This is a genomic window from bacterium, assembly GCA_035505375.1.
GTDB lineage: Bacteria > Hydrothermota > Tepidihabitantia > Tepidihabitantales > Tepidihabitantaceae > UBA2258.
Genome location: DATJQV010000049.1, coordinates 1 through 18,033 on the forward strand (window position 1 = coordinate 1; position 18,033 = coordinate 18,033).

Below are 18,033 nucleotides of genomic sequence, written 5' to 3' on the forward strand. Positions count from 1 at the left end.
AAGTCGTCTCCGGACTCAGCACCGTCGACGCGATCCAACGCCGGATGACAGCTTACGTCCGTCTGCATGCACCTTTCACCTGCAATAGCCCCGATTTTCAACAGCATTGATGCCACGCTCCCCTCTCAGGTAAACTGGACCGTGGCGAGACGTACTGAGAATTCGCCCTGGTCTCCTGAGAAACTGGGCATGAGACTGGCTGAGTTGCCAGCCAAGAGCGAGGTGCGCGCTGTCCGACAGGGGCCTCCGAGGCAAATGACAAGTTGCACGACGTCTCCTGCTGGAAGGTTCTAGTCGTTCGTCTCGGCGCGAATGATGTGAGCAGGCTAGTACCGGGAGTCTACTTCATGCGGGAGGCACAAGCGCAAGCTCAAGCCCAAGCCGTCCGTAGGATCGTCATCGCGCGCTAGCCGGTTCGACAGAAGAACGCGGGCGGGGTGTCGTAGCAACAGCCCGTCCGAGTCAAGTCTGTCTTCCCGCGCGGGACGCGAAGAGGGGAATGTCAGGAGGTCGGTTTTTCGGCGGGTGGGGTCTCGGGTTCGGGCGGGGAGCCGGATTCGGTATCCCGCCCGCCTGCGTTGCCGTAGCTTGACAAGGATTTGTGCAGGTCGATAATTAGGCGACCCGGAGGTGCCATGAAGTACCTATCTGTCCTGCTTGCCGTGGGCTGTCTGCTGACAGCCGTCCATGCCCAGTGGCTGGAGACCACGATTCGGTTGGACTCCGGTGCCAGCCCTTCGGCGCTCTGTTACAATCCTCAGAACAACAAGGTCTATTGCGCGAACTACGGCCGCGGCACCGTGAGCGTGATCAATGGAGCGACTAATGTCATTGCTGCGACCATTGCCATTGGCGAGGAGGCCAGTGACCTCAGCTGTAATCCTCTGGGCAACAAGGTCTATTGCGCCTATGGCCGTGACTCCGGCCGGCTGGCTGTCATCGACGGAGCGACCGATTCCGTGATCGCGACCATCGCGGTGGGACCCTACCCCGGACCGCTCTGTCTGGGCCTGCAAGACAATAAGGTCTACTGCATTGGCGGCGAGGCCAACCAGGTGACCGTAATCGACGGTGCACGAGATTCGGCCATCGCGACGATCACCGTCGGAACCATGCCCCAGGCCCTGGGCTATGACCCGCAGGGCAACACGGTCTACTGCGCGAACCGCGTAAGCGACGACGTGACGGTGATTGACGGAGCTGCGGATTCAGTCGTTGGCACGGTGGCAGCCGGTTACATGCCTTGCGCCTTCTGCTGCAATACCCGGAACAACCGGGTCTACTGCGCGAATGGCGGCGACTATCCGATTGGCAACTACGACAGCACCGTAATCGTGATCGATGGCGCGACTCACAGAGCAATCGACACCGTGATGGTGGGGGATTTCCCGTTGGCCATTGCCTACAACGCGCACAACAATCGAGTCTACACCGCCAACGCCGCAGCCGGGACCGTGACCGTAATCGACGGTGCACGAGATTCGGTCATCGCGACCGTGCCCGCCGGCACAGCCGATGACTACGAGCGGTCACTGTGCTTCGACACGCTCCACAATAAGTTGTACTGCGTGAATTACCAGGCGGGCAATGTGACCGTGATTGACGGAGCGACGAATAGCGTCCTCACGACCATCGCCCTCGAATCGCTGCCCCATCCGATTGCCTGGAACCCGGCGCAGAGCCGGGTCTACGTGGCGAACCAGAGGTCCAACAGCATCCAGGTCATCCGGGACACCACGACGCCAGCAGTTGAGGAAAGCCGCAAGCCGCAAGCCGTAAGCTCCAAGCCGTTGCCGACCATTGTCCGCGGAGTGCTGTACCTGCCGCGAGCAGAAAATGGGGACAGTCCCCCGGAGCGCCTGCGTCCGACTCGGCGCGGCACAGTCCCCATTTTTCGCCCCATACTGCTCGACATCAGCGGTCGGTGGGTGATAGACCTGTGTCCCGGTGCGAATGACGTGAGCAGGTTGGCTCCCGGTGTTTATTTCGTCCTCGACAAGCCCCAAGCTGTCCGCAAGGTCGTCATCGAGCGCTAGCCGGTCTTCTTCCTACCCGAAGTCTCTACCCGGTGAGGAGAGGGAGAGCAAATAGTGAAGCCCCCGCTCAGTGAGAGCGGGGGCTTTGGAGTCAATGCGGACTACTCTTGTTTGGGTTGCTCAGACGGCGGGGTGGCGGTGTCGGCGGGCTTGCCCGACTCGGCTTTGACGAATGAGAGCCGGAGCTGGTAGAGGACGTCGTCGAGGAGCGAGGTTTCGTCCGGGGTGCGGTTGCCTTCGGTTTTGATTTTGAGCATGGCGAGGGTGTCGATGGTCATTTTGGCCAGGGGCAGGTTAACCTCGACTTTCTCGGTCCCGGGCAGTTTCCGCGCCCATGTAGACGAACGCAGCAGTGGCCAGTTGGAATACGTGCGAGCTGAGGCTGGCTAGTTCGGCATCAGTCGGGATACGGCCCGAAGCTCCGGAAGAGCCATGGGCATGTCCCGCGTCCGGATTGTTGTTTTCATCCATTGTTGTAGTGGTCCAGTAGTGTGCGGGTCTTTTCGACTTCGCCTGCGCGGAGGTAGACCCGCGGCACGCGCGGGCTGACCCGGCAGATTATTTCGTAGGGAATCGTCTCGGCCCAGCCGGCCAGTTCGTTGGCGGTGATGGTATCGCCGTCAGCCGAGCCGAGCAGGGTGACGGTGTCGCCGATCTGGACGTTGGGCACGTCCGTGACGTCGAGCATGGTGAGGTCCATGCAGACGTTGCCGACTATGGGCACGCGGCTGCCCCTGACCATCGCTTTGCCGCGATTCTTGAGTGACCAGGGGTAGCCGTCGCCGTAGCCGGCGGTGATGACGGCGATGCGCGAGTCGCGTTTGGTGAAGTAGGTGCGTTCGTAGCTGATGGACCGGCCGGAGGCGATGTCGCGCAGGTTGACGATACGGCTGCGCAGGCTCATGACCGGCGTCAGTTTGAGGTCGGTGGCGCGGTGCCCGGACTGGTAGCTGTCCGGCAGAATGCCATAGACCACGAGGCCGGGACGTATGAGGTCGTAGCGCGAGCCGGACACGTTGAGCAACCCGGCCGTGTTTGCCGTGTGGCGAAGGTATCCGGAGATGCCGAGGTGGCTGAGTTGCGACATCACCCGTTCGTAGAGTTGGAGCTGGTGGCGCGTGAAGTTGGTGTCCGAATCCGCCGCCGGGAAGTGCGTGAACACGCCTTCGACGTCCAGCCCGGGAAGGTCGGCGACCGTGGCCACGAACTCGGCCGCGACTTCGTCGTCAACGCCGGTCCGGCCCATGCCGGTATCGACCTCGACGTGCAGGCCGATTGTGGTGTTGCGCTTCACCGCTTCCTTGGAGAGTCGGTGGGCGAATTCGGTCTCGGTGACCGACGGCGTCAGGTTGTGTTCGAAGAGCGCGGGGATTTCGCGATAGGGGATGGGTGACAGGACGAGTATCGCGTTCTTGATCCCGCCGAGCCGGAGCGTGATGCCTTCGTCGGTCGAGGCCACGCCGAAGACGTCGACCCGGTCGCTGACCTCCTGCGCTACTTCGCGCAGTCCGTGGCCGTAGGCATCGGCCTTGATTGCAAGGAGGATTTTGCCGCTGTCGGCCTCGCGGCGGACCTCATTGAGATTGTTGTTCAGGGCGTCCAGGTTGATTTCGGCCCAGACTCTTCCGAATTCCATCAGGTGCATCATTCTACCGACAGAAGCGGAAAAGTCAAAGCGCGAACCCTGAGATGGAAGTCCACAGATTACGCAGATGACGCAGATGACGAAGCCATGACCGTAGGTCATTCAAACGGGAGGGGGAGGCTGCTGAAGACATGCGACGGTCTGCGGTCAGCGGTGAAAGGTCAGTGTCTGCGGAACTCGACGAGTTTGGCGCGGATGGCCGGGATGAGTTCGCGCGGGTCAGGGTGTTCGATACTGAGCTGTTCGAACGGGCAGAGGCCCGTGTCGTCGCGGTTGCGGATCTCCACCACGGTTGTGCCGAAGGAGAATGGTATCGCCGCCGCGTGAAGAATACGTTCTGCCGGGATCGAACCGGTGAGGCCGAGCACTCGTTCCACGTGGAGGTAGTCGAAGATGCGGGCAGCGCAGGCGCCCACGACCCGGTCGGCGACTGTCGCGCCCTGCAGGCCGCCGGGGAACCAGTCGACCAGTTCGAGCAGCGGCATTACCCCGTCATCGTAGGAACGGTACAGCTCGGTTCCATGGTGCATGACGAGCAGCGACAGGCAGTCGTTCGCAAGGAGGACGAGCGGGTCGGTCGGAGTCCTTTCCCCGGTAGCCATCTACGTCGGTCTCTCGCAAGAAGAGAAGTGCACGGGCTGATTGTCACCGGCGCGAGACAATAGTCAAGCAAGTGCGTAACTGACGTACATTCCGGCGGTTTCTCTTGACACCCGGTTGGGCTTCGGTAGCTTAGGTTTCTTGGGCAAGTATCTGCTGTCACAGGCGAACGTTAACCAGTGGTTGTCGATGCTGCTGGCAAGGTACGAGGTGTTCGTACCGGTCGAACGCGAGAGTCAGGTCCATTGGCATCGGCTAGCGTCGCCGGACATCGAGGCTAATACCTTAAGCATTACACCGGCCCAGAAGCGGATCCGTCCCTCGGAGCCGGTGAAGTCTTTCATGTTCCAGCCGCGGCAGCGAGTCGGGGGCATGCCGCAACCAGCGGAACCGGGCGAACCGGTCCCGCGCGTGTTGCTTGGCATCAAGAACTGCGACCTCGTGTCGCTCAAGGTGCATGACAAGGTGCTGACCGAGGGCGGATTCAATGACCCGTTCTATGCGGCGCAACGGAAGAGCACGATGCTGGTTGTCGCGGACTGCCCGAGCCCTGAGCAGAGCTGTTTCTGCAACCTGCTCGGGTTGACGCCCTATGCACAGGAGGGCGCGGACGCCGTGCTGTCGCTTGTGAACGGAGACTGGCTGTTTGAGACCGAACGCCGGGGGCAGGAATTGACCGGCATGGCCCCGGGCCTGTTTGCCGGTCTGGCTGAGTACGCGATGGAAATTACCGTGCGGGGCGAGCAGCGAAAGGCCGCGGCGGCGGCGCTGAGTGTCATCAATCCGAGGCCGTGGAACCCGGACCTGCCCGGCGCGATAGGCGCGAGGCTGAACGACGCTGCGTTCTGGAACCGGCACGCCGATTCCTGCGTGGAGTGCTTTGGGTGCCTGATGGGTTGCCCGACCTGCTATTGCTTTCTTCTCTATGACCAGGCAAAGGACGGCGGGCTGGAGAGGACACGGGTCTGGGATGCCTGCTACGAGGCGGCGTACGCTCGAGTGGGCGGCGGCGCCAACCCCCGCGCTGAGTTCGTTAGACGGTTCGCGAACCGGTTCGACTGCAAGTGGAACCAGTTCAAGCGCGACTACGGGATGTACGCCTGTTCCGGTTGCGGCCGGTGCTTCAAGGCATGCATGGGCAGGATTGACATCAGGAAGGTGCTGGGAGAACTGTGAGGAAAGAGAGAAGAGCAAAGTCAGAAGAGAGAAGGCCAGGAATCCAGTTTCACACTTCTCTTTATACTCTTCACTCTTGCTCATGAACAACCCCTACCAGCCGACACCTGCGACAATTCTGAGCATGACGGATGAGACGCCCAACATCCGGACTTTCGTTCTGAAACCCGATGATGAAATCAGCTTCCGCGCTGGCCAGTTCGTGGAGTTGACCGTCCCAGGGTTCGGCGAGGCGCCGTTTACTCCGTCATCATCGCATTTCGAGAGAGAGACGCTCGAGATGACGGTGATGAAGGTCGGCAGGACGACCGACGCCCTGTTCAATTTGAGGCCGGGCGGCGTACTCGGCGTGAGGGGGCCATTCGGCAAACCGTACCCGCTGGCCAGGTTTGAGGGCAAGGATATCTACATTGTCGGCGGCGGGGTGGGCCTCGCGCCTTTGCGCGCGCTGTTTCTGGCCCTGACGCATGAGATGGGTAAGTACAAGCGCGTCTATCTCAGGTACGGCGCGCGCACGCCAAGTGATATTGTCTACAAACACCTGCTGCCGGGATGGCAGAAGCTACCGAAGGTGGACGTCGAGCTGTCGGTGGACGTGAGCGACGAGAAGTGGATGAAGAGAGTCGGCGTGGTCACCTGCCTGATGGATGAGATTCCCTGTGACGAGCGGACGAGCGTTGCGGTTGTCTGCGGTCCGCCGATGATGATGAAATTCGTGAACCGGCGTTTGCTCGAAGCCGGATTCCAGCCTGAGAACATCTACCTGTCCATGGAAACGAACATGTCGTGCGGCGTCGGTCACTGCCGGCACTGCCGCCTCGGCCCCTACCTGACCTGCAAGGACGGTCCCGTCATGACGTGGTCGCAGATCAAGGATATCGAGAACCCATTCGTGTAAATGACGAATCTCGAATGGCCGGACCGGGTTGAGGGCAGAACGCAAGTGAACGCGACGCGTACGATCTGCCCCTTTTGCATGAACGGCTGCACGTCCGGTGTGACTTGGAATGGGGTAGGACATGAGATGCACTATTTCGTGGACGGTGCGGTCAACAAGGGAAGGCTCTGTGCCCGCGGCAACTGCGCGAACACCGTTCTCGATCATCGCGAGCGGTTGTGCCGGCCTTTGCTCGACGGGCACGACACGACTTGGCCGGAAGCAGAGGCCCTGGTTCGGCAATGGCTCTCCGAGGTGAAACCGCAGGAGTTGGGCTTAGTGTACAGCCGGGGACGCACGGCGGCCGATACCCGCCAATTGCGCGGTCTGGCGCAGGAGTTGGGCACACCCAACCTCGCCTGTGCCCACATCGAACCGGAGAGCGGGTTCGACTACCGGCTCGAGGGCGTGACTGATGCATCGCTGGCCGCTATCGAGTCGGCACAGGTCAGCTTGCTCGTAGGCGATGTCTTCAATACGTCACCGGTTGCCAGTTGGCGGATAATCGAGGCAAGGTATGCCGACCGGAAGAACCGGCTGGTGGTCATCGACTCGATTCGCACCCGGCAGTCGGGATTCGCCCACGTCTTCATCCAGGTGAGGCCGGGTACTGAGCCGTTTGCGCTGCTGGTGCTGTCGGCCCTCATCGCGCCGAAGACGGTCCTGGGCGTGGATGTCGACCGGTATGCCCGCGTTGCCGGAGTCGAACGGCGGTTGCTGGAGACGACGGCAGCCATGCTCGGAGCAAAGGTGCCCGGGTTCGTCGGGAGCGCCATGCACACCGGGCGAGTCTCTTATCCCGCCCTGCACAGTCTGGCCAGCCAACTCGTGGCCCATGTCGCTGGGAAGTCCTTCAACGGCTTCAGAGAAACGCGGCTGCCGGCAGGCCCGAAACGCTTCAGCGACATCAGGAAGGCGATGACGGAAGGCAGGCTGAAGATGCTCTTCTGGACCGGGGGTCTGTTCCCATACAGCTACGAAGAGCTTCTGCCCGAGCTGGCGAAGGTTGAACACCTGGTCGCGACGTCCATTTTCAGCCCGGACCCGCCGGTGCGCGGGCTGGTTCTTCCCCTGACTGCGGACCTGGAGCAGGCTTCCCTTGCCAGTTCCTACTGGGGGCCGGTTGAGCGGAGCCCGCTCGCCATGCCATTGAGTGGAACGAGACTCTTCTCGGACGTACTGGCGTGGTTCGGCCGGGCCGATGAGGTAGCCGAGCCCGAGCCGAGGCGGTTCGATGTGGACGAGGTCGTGGCCATGGCTGATCGGGCGAAGGTAACTACCAAGGCTCCGGCCGAATGGCTGTTGGTCGGCGAGAAGAAGGCGATTGGACTTCGCGGATTCCATGACCCGGAGGAAGAAATCTCGGTCTGCCACGCTGATGTCGGAAAGCTCGATGTGGCGAGCGGCAGCTATCTGAGAGTCAAGAGCCCCAGTGCGACTCGGGAGTTCCGTGTCCGTGTCAGTGAGGCAGTGCCTGCCGGCGTGCTCATGGTGGGAACCAACGTCCACGCAAATCGCACCTTGTTTCCGTTGGTCGACAACAGTCTGACCGGCGAGACGACCGTGACGCCGGTTCCCGTCGAACTGGAGAAGGCCGGACGCACGGCGCGGGCCGCCGGCGAGAATCCATCAGTCTGGACATGAAGCGCATTGTGCTGAGGCCCGACTACTGCATCGGCTGCCGTTCGTGTGAGGCAGCGTGCCGCAGCCGATTCAAGACGGAAGCACGGATTCGTCACGGTGAGGTCACGACGGAAACGCTGCTGCCGCAGGGCTGCAGACACTGCGATGAGCCACTGTGTGCCGCTGCCTGTCCATTTCAGGTCATTGTCAGGGATACCGAGACCGGGATAGTGCGGAAGTCTGATTTCCACTGTGTCGGATGCCGCTCCTGTGCACTGGCGTGCCCGTTCGGCGTAATTCCATCGAATCTGGTCAGGCACATGGCGCAGAAGTGCTCGCTCTGCAGTGACCGGCCCGAGGGCCCGCGCTGCGTCCAGACCTGTCCGACCGGCGCGCTGCAGTTCGGGGACGACGACAGGCTGGCAGAGAAGAAGACCGGCGTCGCGTTCGCGGTCCGGTCTGTGCACGGCAGGCGGGTGTAGTGTATAGGAGTCAAGGGGTCCAGGATTCAAGGATTCCAGTGCCGGCACACTTGACCACTGGAATCCTGGAAGCCTCGAGTCATTCAATATGCACCTGAACGGGTGGGAAGTGACTCTTGCCATCGTGTTCCTACCCGGGGTTGTCTTGGCGTCGGCTTCAGGCCTGATGTTAACGTGGGTGGACCGCTTCGTGGCCGCGCGGGTGCAGTGGCGTAAAGGGCCACCTGCGTACCAGCCGTTCGCCGACATACTGAAGCTGCTTCTCAAGCAGACGACGGTGCCTGCGGGCGGATCGAGAGTCACGTTCCTGGCAGCTCCGATCATCGGATTCGCGTCGATGTGTGTCATCGCCATGCTGCTCTTCTTCGCCAACTTCTTCCCGCACGTGTCCTTCGTCGGTGACCTGCTGGTGCTCGTCTATCTGTTCGCCCTGGTGCCGCTCGCGACCATCGTCGGCGCCTCGGCCTCGCGTAACCCGCTTTCCGCGGTCGGCGCCTCCCGCGAGATGACGTTGTACCTCGGATACGAACTGCCGTTCCTGCTTGCGCTGGCAGTCCCCATAGTGCGCACCGGGGGCGCCATCCGGCTTGGCGACCTGGTTCTGGCGCAGCGGGGCACCGGGCCGTTTCTGTTCTCGCTGTCCGGGGCCATCGCCGCAGTCATCGTGCTCATCTGCATCCATGCAAAGCTCGGGTATGTTCCATTCGACCAGGCAGAAGCCGAGCAGGAGATCATGTCCGGCGTGCTGATCGAGTATTCGGGTGCGCCTTTGGCCATGTTCCGACTCACCAAAGCGATGATGTTCTTCCTGATGCCGTGCTTCCTGGTGACGGTCTTCGGGGGCGGGCTTGCCAGCTTCTGGGCAATTCCCGAACTACTCCTGGCCTGGGTAATTATCATCCTGGTCAAGAACACCAATCCACGGTTCAGGATTGACCACGCACTGCGTTTCTTCTGGTTCATCCTCGGTCCGCTGGGAGTCGTGGCCGTGGCACTCGCGCTCATGAAGCTATGATGACAGATAATGGTGAAGTCAGCGGAAAGAAGGCCCATAATCGATTCCCACATTTCCCTCTTTTGCACTCGCCGATGAAGGACCCGCTCGTCTGGGGACTGAAGAGATCTCCGTGGGTGTACCACGTGGCCGCGGCTTCGTGCAACAACTGCGACATCGAGATACTCGAGCTCCTGACCCCGCGCTATGATGTGGAGCGCTTCGGAATCGTCTTGGTGGGTTCACCGCGGCACGCCGATGTTCTGCTGGTGACCGGAGTGCTCAACCGCAAGTCGCTGCCGCGTGTGCTGGAGGTGTACAAGCAGACCCCGAAACCCTGCTTTGTCATCGGCATCGGCACGTGCGCATGCGGCAAGCAGCTATTCCGCAATTCATACAACTCGGTCGGGCCCTACGACAAGTATTTGCCGGTGCACTCCTATGTTCCCGGCTGCCCTCCCAAGCCGGAAGCGATGATGCTCGGCGTGATCCGGGCGCTCGGCAAACTATGACCGACGCTGAAGCCGGACTGAGGCAATTGGTGCCGGAGGCGGAGGTGCAGGAACGCAGTCCCAGACGTTTCTACATCCGGATACCGCGCGAGCGGCTTACCGTCGCTGCACAATTCCTGCATCGCGAGCGGGGTATGCGGCTTGCGACCTGCACCGGTATAGACACACGCGAAGGATTCGAGGTCCTCTATCATTTCTGCGAGGACGGGACCGGCACGATCTACACGTTGAAGGTGCTGGCATCGAAAGATGACCCGCGCATTGAGTCGCAGTCGCCATGGTCTCCGGCAGCCGACTGGATAGAACGGGAGATGCATGAACTCCTGGGCATAGATTTCCCGGGTCACCCCAATCTGACACGCCTTCTCACCTCCGACACTGACTGGGATGCGGACATGTATCCACTCCGCCGGGATTTCGTTCGTTCCCGCGGTGGCGAAGCCAAAACAAGACGCGAGGCGCATGAGCAGTAGGCGCGTCGTTCCGATCGGCCCCTACCACCCGTTGCAGGAAGAACCGGAGTTCTTCAAGCTGATCGTTGAGGGTGAGACCGTGACTGACCTGGAGATCAACCTCGGCTACAACCATCGTGGGCACGAGTTCATATCACCCGAACTCAACTACGACCAGATTCCATTTCTGGTCGAGCGTATCTGCGGTATCTGCTCGAATTCGCACCCGCTGGCCGCGGTACTGGCAATCGAAGACCTCTGCGGGATCAAGCCGCCGCCCCGTGGCGCCTACATCCGTACGGTCACCCACGAACTCGAGCGCATTCACTCTCATTTGCTCTGGGTCGGACTTGCCGGGCACTTCATTGGATACAACACCGTATGGATGTGGGCCTGGCGGTATCGTGAGCACATCCTCGAGATTGTCGAGATGATTGCCGGCAATCGTAATCACTACGCCGCCAACAAGCCGGGCGGCGCTAGACGCGACATCCAGCCGGAACAGATTCCCCAGATATTGCTGGCGCTGAACGTCGCCGAGGAGAAGACGCGGATGCTGACCAAGATCGTGCTCGACGACCCGCTGATCCGCGCCAGGCTGGAGCGGGTTGGAGTACTGACACACGAGCAGGCAGTCGCCTATTCGGTGCTCGGGCCGACTGCGCGGGCATCGGGTGTCGACATCGACGTACGCCGTGACGACCCGCATGACGCCTATACCGACGTCAGGTGGAGCATCCCGGTCCTTACAGATGGTGACGTCTTGGCCAAGACCAAGGTCAGGCTGCTCGAGATCATCGAGTCAATAGGGATCATCCGGCAGTGTCTCGGTCGGATGCCAGAGGGACCAATTGAGGCGCGAATCGAAGATTTCCCGCCCGGTGAGGGGATCGGCCGGGCCGAGGCACCACGCGGTGAAGTGTTTCACTACGTCCGTTCCGACGGAACCAGCCGTCCACTTCGACACAAGATTCGGGCTCCGAGCTTCATGAACATCGCATCGAACATCGTCGCAGTCAGAGGCGGCTCCATCGCCGACGCTGCCCTGACCCTGGCTGCTGTGGACCCGTGCTACTGCTGCACTGAACGGATGGCGGCGTTTGAGGATGGAAGACTGAAGTACACGGGCAGAGACCTGCTCAGGCTTTCGTGGCAAAAGACCGAGCGACTCAGAACCGGGAAGCAAATCGTAGCGGGTGATGTGCACCGCTCATCAGGCCAGCAGAACGGCTGAGGAGAACAGATGCCATTCGCTGACCTGAACATGCTTTGGATGCCGATTCTGGTGCCGATGGTCGCGGGAATCCTGGCACTGGCCGTGTCACGACTGCGAAACGAATTCAGTCTCATTGGCACCGTAGCAACTCTGTACTACGCGATACGCATCTTCCTGGCCAGCCGCCACGGAACACCGGCTTGCGAACTCATCAGCTTGGGCCCGGCGACCCTCGGCCTGCGGGCAGACGGGCTGTCGGCATTTGTTCTGCTGGTCGCCGTTGCGATAGCCGCGCTCGTCGTTCTCTACTCCTTCCGGTACATGCGAGGCAAACCGGCAGCCGGACTCTACTACTTCCTGCTGCTATTCACGGTTGGCTGCGCCGCCGGCGTGTTCCTGGCGAGCAACCTGATCGTCCTGCTGGTCTTCTGGGGACTCCTGGCAGCTCTGCTCTACGGCATGCTGTTCATCGGACCCCGCGATTCATCGCCGGTGGCCATGAAAGGGCTGATCATTGCCGGGAGTGCGGACTTGGTGATGATGACCGGAATCGGGTTGCTTCTGTTTGGCGTGGGTAGCTCCGAGATGGTGCCGGCCGGGCCGATTCCTCTGCAGTCGGCAGTGTCGATCGCCGCCTTCGCGATGATCAGCACCGGCGCGCTGGCCAAGGCCGGCTCGATGCCGTTCCATAGCTGGATTCCGGATGCCGCGTCGACCGCGCCGGTGCCCTTCCTGAGTTTCGTGCCCGGAGCCGTAGACAAGTTGCTCGGCGTCTACCTCTTGACCCGCGTCTCTGTGAACATCTTCGACATCAGCTCGAATGACGTCGTACGCAACGTGCTCATGACGGTCGGCGCAGTCACAATCCTGGCTGCGGTGATGATGGCCCTCGTGCAGAAGCGAGTGATGAAGCTGCTGGCGTTCCATGCCGTATCGCAGGTCGGATACATGGTTCTAGGAATCGGGACCGGACTGCCGATAGGAATTGCCGGCGGGCTGTTTCACATGCTCAACAACTCGATATACAAGGCCGGGCTGTTTCTCTCCGCCGGCTCGGTGGAGCTGTCATGCCGAACCGACAACATTGACGAACTGGGTGGGCTTGCCAAGCAAATGCCGCTGACCTTCGTCGCCTTCCTCGTACTGTCGCTGGCGATCGCGGGAGTTCCACCGCTTAATGGTTTCACCTCGAAATGGATGGTTTATCAGGGGCTCGTCGAGCTGGCCAAAGATGGCAACCGGATGTACCCCTTCTTTTTGGTCGCGTCGATGATGGGCAGCGTGCTGACGCTTGCCTCATTCCTTAAGCTGCTCCACTCGCTTTTCCTTGGTCAACGTCCGTCGACGTTGTCCAGGAATCGAGAGGTGGGATTCGCAATGTGGTTGCCACCGATTATCCTGGCGTCCGTCTGCGTTCTCTTCGGCGTCTTTGCCTACCCGATACCGCTGCGGGGGCTCATCTATCCCAGTCTTCCCTTCGTTGTCGAGCCGAACGGGATATGGCAGCCGGAGTGGGCGACCCTGCTGGTTCTCGTGTCCCTGGGCCTTGGGGTGCTCGCGTACCTGCTCGGCGCCGGGCGCAACACAGTTACGGCGCGGACATTCGTGGGCGGTGAGAACACTGCGAATGAAGAAGAGGGACGCGTGACCGGGAGTGGGTTCTACGGCCCGGTCAAGACCATTCCGCTACTGCGACGGATGTACGAAGTCGCCGAGTCAGGGGCAACCGACTTCTACAATCTCGGCTTGAAAGGCACCGAGGCGATGTCCGGATTCATCCTGACCTACGTCGACCGAACCGTGGACTCATTCTACACCGTCGTCAGTGGCTTCGTGCTTGCGCTGGGCAGGGGACTGCGCGCCGCCGGGCCCTGGTTTTTCGGGCTGTTGGCGGTGCCGCTGCTGGTCTACGTCGGTACGGGTCAATTGCTGGCGCTGAGGTATTTTGCCGTGGCTCTGATGGTCGGCGGCGCATTCCTGGCTCTGGCCGAGGTGAGTTTTGCGCGCTTCATGCTGCTCATCAGCTTGACCCAGGTCGGTTTCGTGGTCCTGGCCCTCAGTCGCGGCGACACAATAGGATTCCTTTCGGCGACGTTTCAGTTCTACAATTCGCTCCTGGCGTATGCGGCAGTCTACCTTTCGTACCGACTGGTCACGGCCGCCGGTCGGCAGTCGCCAGTCGCCATTACTGACTTTCGCGGAGTATCACGCGGCATGCCGGTGGCAACGCTGGGATTCATCGTCGGCGGCCTGTCCCTGGCGGGAATGCCTCCATCCGGGAATTTCTTCAGCAAGTACCTTCTCTCGTCAATCTACCCGGAGAACACCGTATATACTGTGATCATCATCTTCGTGGCTTTGCTGATGCTGGGGGCAATGCTCAGGGTGATAAACCAGGTCTTCTTCGGTCCGGCGCGGATCGACTATCGCGAGCCCCGGGGTGGGCTCTACTACGCATCGCTCGCGGTGTCGGTCTTGGTAATTCTCAACGGACTCATGTCCAAGCCACTGATTAATCTGCTCTCGCTACTCTTCGGAGTTTCGGTCCAGTGATCGCCGCCATCCTCGTCCCCATCATCGGCGGACTGCTGGTACCGCTGTTCCCGGCGCGCCTGGCGCGGGCGCGCAGCATCTTCGCTGCGGTCGCTGGATCACTGCCGGTCGTGTTCGTCGCGACCATGATGCCCGGCGTGCTGGCCCAGCCGACTGCGATCAGTCTCTGGCAACTGCCGATGTTCAGGAGCATCAATCTGGTCCTGCTGGGTGACGGACTTTCGGTGTTCGTGGCTTTCGCCTCGGCGCTAGTCGGCGCCCTGGTCGTCATCTACTCGATTGACTACGTTCGCGACTACCCACACCAGAACGAATTCTTTGCCCTGGTGCTGGTCTTCCAGGGCTCGATGATGGGGCTTGTCTTTTCGGGCAATCTGGTGGTCATGTACATCTTCTGGGAGCTGACCGCGATCTGTTCATGGCGTCTCATCGGCTTTCATCGACACGAGGAGATACCGGTCGCGAATGCGAGCAAGGCGCTGTTGGTTACCGTCTTCGGTTCGGCCTGTATGCTGCTTGGGTTCAAGCTCATATTTCACCAATTCGGCACTCTGGATGTGCTTGCACTGCGCGGGCAGGTGCTTTCCGCCTGGCCGCTGTCCCTGGTGTTGTTGGGTATGCTCGCCAAGTCGGCCCAGTTTCCGTTGCAGACCTGGCTGCCCGATGCCGGTGTGGCGCCGTCGCCGGTCACGGCTCTGCTTCACGCTGCCGCCCTGGTCAAGATCGGCGTCTACGCGTTCGCCAGGATCTTCCTCGCCACGTTCACGATGCCTCGTTCATCGGTTGATCTGATTATCGTCATGGCCGCGCTGAGCGTGTTCGTGGCCGCCACCTCTGCCGTCGTCGAGAACGACATCAAACGTATACTGGCGTACTCGACCATCAGCCAGATTGGCTACATCGCACTCGGTCTGGCCATCGGCACGCCGCTCGCGGTGCGCGGTGCCCTGTTTTACATCCTGGCGCACGGTCTCGCCAAGGCCGGGTTGTTCCTGGGTGCCGGTAACGTGGAGCACTATGCTCACGAGAAGGACATACGGCGACTCGGAGGCATGGGGAAGGTGATGCCCCTGACCTCGTTCGGGTTCTTCGTGAACGCGCTGTCAGTCATGGGCATTCCCCCATTCGGCGGTTTCTTCGCCAAGCTCTTCATAATTCTGGCCGCGATTCAGACCGGCCACTACTTTGTGGCGGGCCTCATCGTCTTCACGGCCGTCCTTACGCTGATCTACATGCTGCGGCTCTGGACCAAGGTATTCAACGGTCCAGTCACCCACCCCGGCAACGCCGAGACCAGCAAACTCATGCCGGCCGTAGTCCTAGCGTTCGCGGTACTTTCGCTCCTCTCATCCCTGATGCTGATTGGTCCGTTCGACTTTGTGGGCCGGGCGGTTGCCGTGACCCAGTGGTTGAAACCGTAATCGTGAGGGGATTCCGTGCTCCGCGTCTCCGGTTGACTGGCCGGGGCAGCGGCTGGAGCGGCGACTCGGTGTCCGAGGGCAGGTGGTGAGGATTCCACTTCCGAAGGTCCGCGAGCTGGTGGAGGCCTTCAGGGCGATCACCAGGGGACCGTTCACGTCGAAGTTCCCGGCCCAGGTGGACTCTGTCCACCCGAACTTCCGCGGCATCCTCAAGTTCCGCGAGGACAAGTGCATCTGTTGTGGCGCCTGCACCCGCGTCTGCCCGGCCCGGGCCCGCGAGATCTACGTCGACCGCGAGCGTGGGGTCATGCGCAACGTCCACCATGCCGAGCGCTGCATCTACTGCGGTCAATGTGTGCTCGCCTGTACAACGCGAGACGCCATATACCATTCTCAGGAGTTCGACACCGCTCGGACCGAACGGAGTTCTGACTGGGAGACATCGGTAGAGAAGGAGCTTGCCTATTGCGAAGTGTGCGGCGAACCCTTCGCCGCCAAGGCGCACCTCTGCTGGATTGCCGCCAAAGTGGGAGACCTGGCCAATTCCAACCCCACCTTGTTCCTGAGTCTTTATGAAGTGCTCGGCACCGCTGAGCCGCGGCCCCGCGGCGATGTTCAGCCCTATCGTTCCGACACACTGCGCATCCTCTGCCCCGAGTGCCGGCGCAAGACCTATCTGGCCGAAGAGTGGGGATACTGAAGAACCAGGAAGTCGGAATGACGAATGCAGAATGACGAATGTTCCCGCCAATCGCCAATCGTCATTCGCCAATCGCCACTTCCCGTCATGCCGAAGGTGGGAGTCGAACCCACAAGTCCATCGCTGAACGGCGGATTTTGAGTCCGCTGCGTCTGCCAATTCCGCCACTTCGGCTTGCATCACGGCGGGCCGATGCGTGTTGCACCGTGCCTTGTGCGTGGTGCATTATGCCGCTGCTGGCCGTCGAGTCAAGAGCGCCCTGTGCAGGTTTGAGTTGACAGCGCCCGTCTGCGGTGCTAAAACTGAATCATGGTGAAGATGTTACTCCGCATGTTCCTGCCGGCGGCTGTGCTACTCACCGCGGCCGGTTGTGGCCAGCCGAAGGAGGCCCCGGTCATTTCATGGATTGGCGGGTACGCGTCGGTCATGGCGGGGGACAGCGTCATCTACAGGTGCCAGGCGAGCGATCCTAACATGGAGCAGCTTTCGTACTTCTGGTCTCAGGAGGGCGGCAGACTCGGATGGGACTGGAGCGACAGCGTGCGCTGGTTCGCCCCGGAATCATCGGGTGAGGGCAAGATCCGTGTCACGGTCACGAACGAGGATGGCCTGACCGCAAGCGACAGCCTCTCGCTGGCGGTCCGCGCTGAGACCGCCGGCGTTCTCGATTGGGATGCTGCGGTCAAGGCCGGAGAGTTTGCAGCCTGGCCTGTCGCCATACGGGCCGGATACAAACTCTACGGAACCTGCGGATCTGATACCGGCAACATCTTTCTGATGGTGCTGGACGATTCCAGTTTCACGAGGTGGGTGGCAGGCGGCTCGGTCAGCCCGCTCCTCCGTCGTGCACCATACAGCACTAATGACACTTTCTCAGTTCGAACCGGAGCGGATGGGCTGTACCACATAGTCATGGACAACACCGGGGGCAGCGGAGACTACAACTACCGGCTCGACGTGTGGAAAGCGGGCCCGTAGGCTGATGCAGGCCCCGGCCTAGTTGGTTCGCGGTTGGTGGACGCGGCCCGCTCGGGATTGCTCAAGCAGGCGCAGCAGCAGGGGGATCGGCAGGCCTACGACGTTCATCAGGCACCCGGAGACCCGACTCACAAAGACCCCTGCCTCGTCCTGTATGCCGTAGGCGCCGGCCTTGTCGTACGGCTCCGGTCCCGCGATGTACCGCTCGATTTCATCAGAACCGAGCTTGCGGAACGTGACCTGAGTGGTTTCGGCCGCGGCGACTATTCGGTGCCGGCCCCGGTCACATTCACCGGACGATGGGAGCACTCGGGCGATCGCGACGCCGGAGATGACCGAGTGCGTGCGACCTGAAAGCAGCCTGAGCATCTTGCGGGCCTCTGCCGTACTGCGCGGCTTGCCCAGAATCAGCTTGCCGCAGACGACCACCGTGTCCACCCCGACAACAAGCCCGTCATTTACACGGTCGACAACCGAGAGGGCTTTGGCCTTCGCGCACGCGACCGCGTACCGCCCAGGCGAGTCGCCGGGCTTGACTCCGACCGCGTCCGGACTTTCGCTGGCGGTCGGTGTCAATATCCGGAATCGGAGGCCGAGTCTTCGCAGCAGGTCGCGGCGGCGCGGCGACGTTGAGGCAAGGTAGATGTTGACCTCCGCGGTCCCGGTCGGACAGTGGGCCTTGGCGGCTTCGCTGGGGCGGCTCATCCG

17 protein-coding genes and 1 tRNA gene are annotated in these 18,033 nt (G+C 61.4%); 13 read left to right on the forward strand and 5 right to left on the reverse strand.

Translation table 11 applies throughout. From position 1 onward, the window contains the following. Window positions 1-635: 635 nt before the first annotated feature. Window positions 636-2,036 (forward strand): YncE family protein, encoded by a 1,401-nt coding sequence (locus VMH22_07950; GenBank protein HTW91627.1) that lies wholly within the window; start codon window positions 636-638, stop codon window positions 2,034-2,036. Between the two features lie 101 nt (window positions 2,037-2,137). On the opposite strand, the gene VMH22_07955 is transcribed toward VMH22_07950, so the two are convergent. The 3 genes from VMH22_07955 to VMH22_07965 form a co-directional block, all read right to left on the reverse strand. Then, window positions 2,138-2,389 (reverse strand): DUF1844 domain-containing protein, encoded by a 252-nt coding sequence (locus VMH22_07955; protein HTW91628.1) that lies wholly within the window; start codon window positions 2,387-2,389, stop codon window positions 2,138-2,140. Window positions 2,390-2,499: 110 nt separating this feature from the next. Further along, window positions 2,500-3,672: an alanine racemase gene (gene alr / locus VMH22_07960; protein ID HTW91629.1), complete on the reverse strand. Its 1,173-nt coding sequence runs from the start codon at window positions 3,670-3,672 to the stop codon at window positions 2,500-2,502. 170 nt (window positions 3,673-3,842) lie between these two features. Next, complete coding sequence (locus VMH22_07965; protein HTW91630.1) at window positions 3,843-4,283, reverse strand: DUF1893 domain-containing protein; 441 nt, start codon at window positions 4,281-4,283, stop codon at window positions 3,843-3,845. A 139-nt stretch (window positions 4,284-4,422) separates the two neighbouring features. On the opposite strand from VMH22_07965, the gene VMH22_07970 reads away from it, so the two are divergent. The 11 genes from VMH22_07970 to VMH22_08020 all read left to right on the forward strand — a co-directional run bounded on the left by VMH22_07970 (window position 4,423) and on the right by VMH22_08020 (window position 16,347). Further along, window positions 4,423-5,457 carry a 4Fe-4S dicluster domain-containing protein gene (locus VMH22_07970; GenBank protein ID HTW91631.1) on the forward strand — a complete coding sequence of 345 codons (1,035 nt, stop codon included), beginning with the start codon at window positions 4,423-4,425 and terminating at the stop codon, window positions 5,455-5,457. Window positions 5,458-5,539: 82 nt separating this feature from the next. Continuing rightward, window positions 5,540-6,355, forward strand: coding sequence for an FAD/NAD(P)-binding protein (locus VMH22_07975; protein ID HTW91632.1), 816 nt, complete (start codon window positions 5,540-5,542; stop codon window positions 6,353-6,355). Window positions 6,356-6,481: 126 nt separating this feature from the next. Continuing rightward, window positions 6,482-8,038, forward strand: coding sequence for a hypothetical protein (locus VMH22_07980; GenBank protein ID HTW91633.1), 1,557 nt, complete (start codon window positions 6,482-6,484; stop codon window positions 8,036-8,038). Then, a complete protein-coding gene (locus VMH22_07985) occupies window positions 8,035-8,499 on the forward strand; it encodes a 4Fe-4S dicluster domain-containing protein (protein ID HTW91634.1) in 465 nt (154 codons plus the stop codon). The genes VMH22_07980 and VMH22_07985 overlap by 4 nt, the downstream gene beginning before the upstream one ends. A gap of 88 nt (window positions 8,500-8,587) precedes the next feature. Further along, on the forward strand, window positions 8,588-9,514 hold the full coding sequence (locus VMH22_07990) for a complex I subunit 1 family protein (protein ID HTW91635.1): 927 nt from the start codon (window positions 8,588-8,590) through the stop codon (window positions 9,512-9,514). A gap of 74 nt (window positions 9,515-9,588) precedes the next feature. Further along, complete coding sequence (gene nuoB, locus VMH22_07995) at window positions 9,589-10,005, forward strand: NADH-quinone oxidoreductase subunit NuoB (protein HTW91636.1); 417 nt, start codon at window positions 9,589-9,591, stop codon at window positions 10,003-10,005. Next, the gene (locus VMH22_08000; GenBank protein HTW91637.1) at window positions 10,002-10,478 is read left to right on the forward strand and encodes an NADH-quinone oxidoreductase subunit C; all 477 of its coding nucleotides are present in this window, start codon (window positions 10,002-10,004) and stop codon (window positions 10,476-10,478) included. Before nuoB ends, VMH22_08000 begins: the two co-directional genes overlap by 4 nt. After that, a complete protein-coding gene (locus tag VMH22_08005; protein ID HTW91638.1) occupies window positions 10,468-11,691 on the forward strand; it encodes a nickel-dependent hydrogenase large subunit in 1,224 nt (407 codons plus the stop codon). The genes VMH22_08000 and VMH22_08005 overlap by 11 nt, the downstream gene beginning before the upstream one ends. 9 nt (window positions 11,692-11,700) lie before the next feature. Next, window positions 11,701-14,226: a proton-conducting transporter membrane subunit gene (locus VMH22_08010; protein ID HTW91639.1), complete on the forward strand. Its 2,526-nt coding sequence runs from the start codon at window positions 11,701-11,703 to the stop codon at window positions 14,224-14,226. Next, window positions 14,223-15,647: an NADH-quinone oxidoreductase subunit L gene (locus tag VMH22_08015; GenBank protein HTW91640.1), complete on the forward strand. Its 1,425-nt coding sequence runs from the start codon at window positions 14,223-14,225 to the stop codon at window positions 15,645-15,647. The genes VMH22_08010 and VMH22_08015 overlap by 4 nt, the downstream gene beginning before the upstream one ends. 85 nt (window positions 15,648-15,732) lie before the next feature. Then, complete coding sequence (locus VMH22_08020) at window positions 15,733-16,347, forward strand: 4Fe-4S binding protein (GenBank protein HTW91641.1); 615 nt, start codon at window positions 15,733-15,735, stop codon at window positions 16,345-16,347. Between the two features lie 88 nt (window positions 16,348-16,435). On the opposite strand, the gene VMH22_08025 is transcribed toward VMH22_08020, so the two are convergent. Beyond that, a tRNA-Leu gene (locus VMH22_08025) sits at window positions 16,436-16,521 on the reverse strand. A gap of 135 nt (window positions 16,522-16,656) precedes the next feature. On the opposite strand from VMH22_08025, the gene VMH22_08030 reads away from it, so the two are divergent. Beyond that, on the forward strand, window positions 16,657-17,325 hold the full coding sequence (locus VMH22_08030) for a hypothetical protein (protein HTW91642.1): 669 nt from the start codon (window positions 16,657-16,659) through the stop codon (window positions 17,323-17,325). Window positions 17,326-17,343: 18 nt separating this feature from the next. Here the strand turns inward: VMH22_08030 and VMH22_08035 are convergent, their stop codons facing one another. Next, complete coding sequence (locus VMH22_08035) at window positions 17,344-18,030, reverse strand: Maf family protein (GenBank protein ID HTW91643.1); 687 nt, start codon at window positions 18,028-18,030, stop codon at window positions 17,344-17,346. Between the last annotated feature and the right edge of the window lie 3 nt (window positions 18,031-18,033).

Bases quoted from the DNA above. Each gene is read 5' to 3' on its own strand.
- VMH22_08005 (HTW91638.1), top strand. From the start codon at position 10,468: ATGAGCAGTAGGCGCGTCGTTCCGATCGGCCCCTACCACCCGTTGCAG.
- alr (HTW91629.1), bottom strand. From the start codon at position 3,672: ATGGAATTCGGAAGAGTCTGGGCCGAAATCAACCTGGACGCCCTGAAC.
- VMH22_07990 (HTW91635.1), top strand. From the start codon at position 8,588: ATGCACCTGAACGGGTGGGAAGTGACTCTTGCCATCGTGTTCCTACCC.
- VMH22_07975 (HTW91632.1), top strand. From the start codon at position 5,540: ATGAACAACCCCTACCAGCCGACACCTGCGACAATTCTGAGCATGACG.
- VMH22_08000 (HTW91637.1), top strand. From the start codon at position 10,002: ATGACCGACGCTGAAGCCGGACTGAGGCAATTGGTGCCGGAGGCGGAG.
- nuoB (HTW91636.1), top strand. From the start codon at position 9,589: ATGAAGGACCCGCTCGTCTGGGGACTGAAGAGATCTCCGTGGGTGTAC.
- VMH22_07965 (HTW91630.1), bottom strand. From the start codon at position 4,283: ATGGCTACCGGGGAAAGGACTCCGACCGACCCGCTCGTCCTCCTTGCG.
- VMH22_08030 (HTW91642.1), top strand. From the start codon at position 16,657: ATGGTGAAGATGTTACTCCGCATGTTCCTGCCGGCGGCTGTGCTACTC.
- VMH22_08035 (HTW91643.1), bottom strand. From the start codon at position 18,030: ATGAGCCGCCCCAGCGAAGCCGCCAAGGCCCACTGTCCGACCGGGACC.
- VMH22_08010 (HTW91639.1), top strand. From the start codon at position 11,701: ATGCCATTCGCTGACCTGAACATGCTTTGGATGCCGATTCTGGTGCCG.
- VMH22_07985 (HTW91634.1), top strand. From the start codon at position 8,035: ATGAAGCGCATTGTGCTGAGGCCCGACTACTGCATCGGCTGCCGTTCG.
- VMH22_07950 (HTW91627.1), top strand. From the start codon at position 636: ATGAAGTACCTATCTGTCCTGCTTGCCGTGGGCTGTCTGCTGACAGCC.
- VMH22_07980 (HTW91633.1), top strand. From the start codon at position 6,482: ATGCACTATTTCGTGGACGGTGCGGTCAACAAGGGAAGGCTCTGTGCC.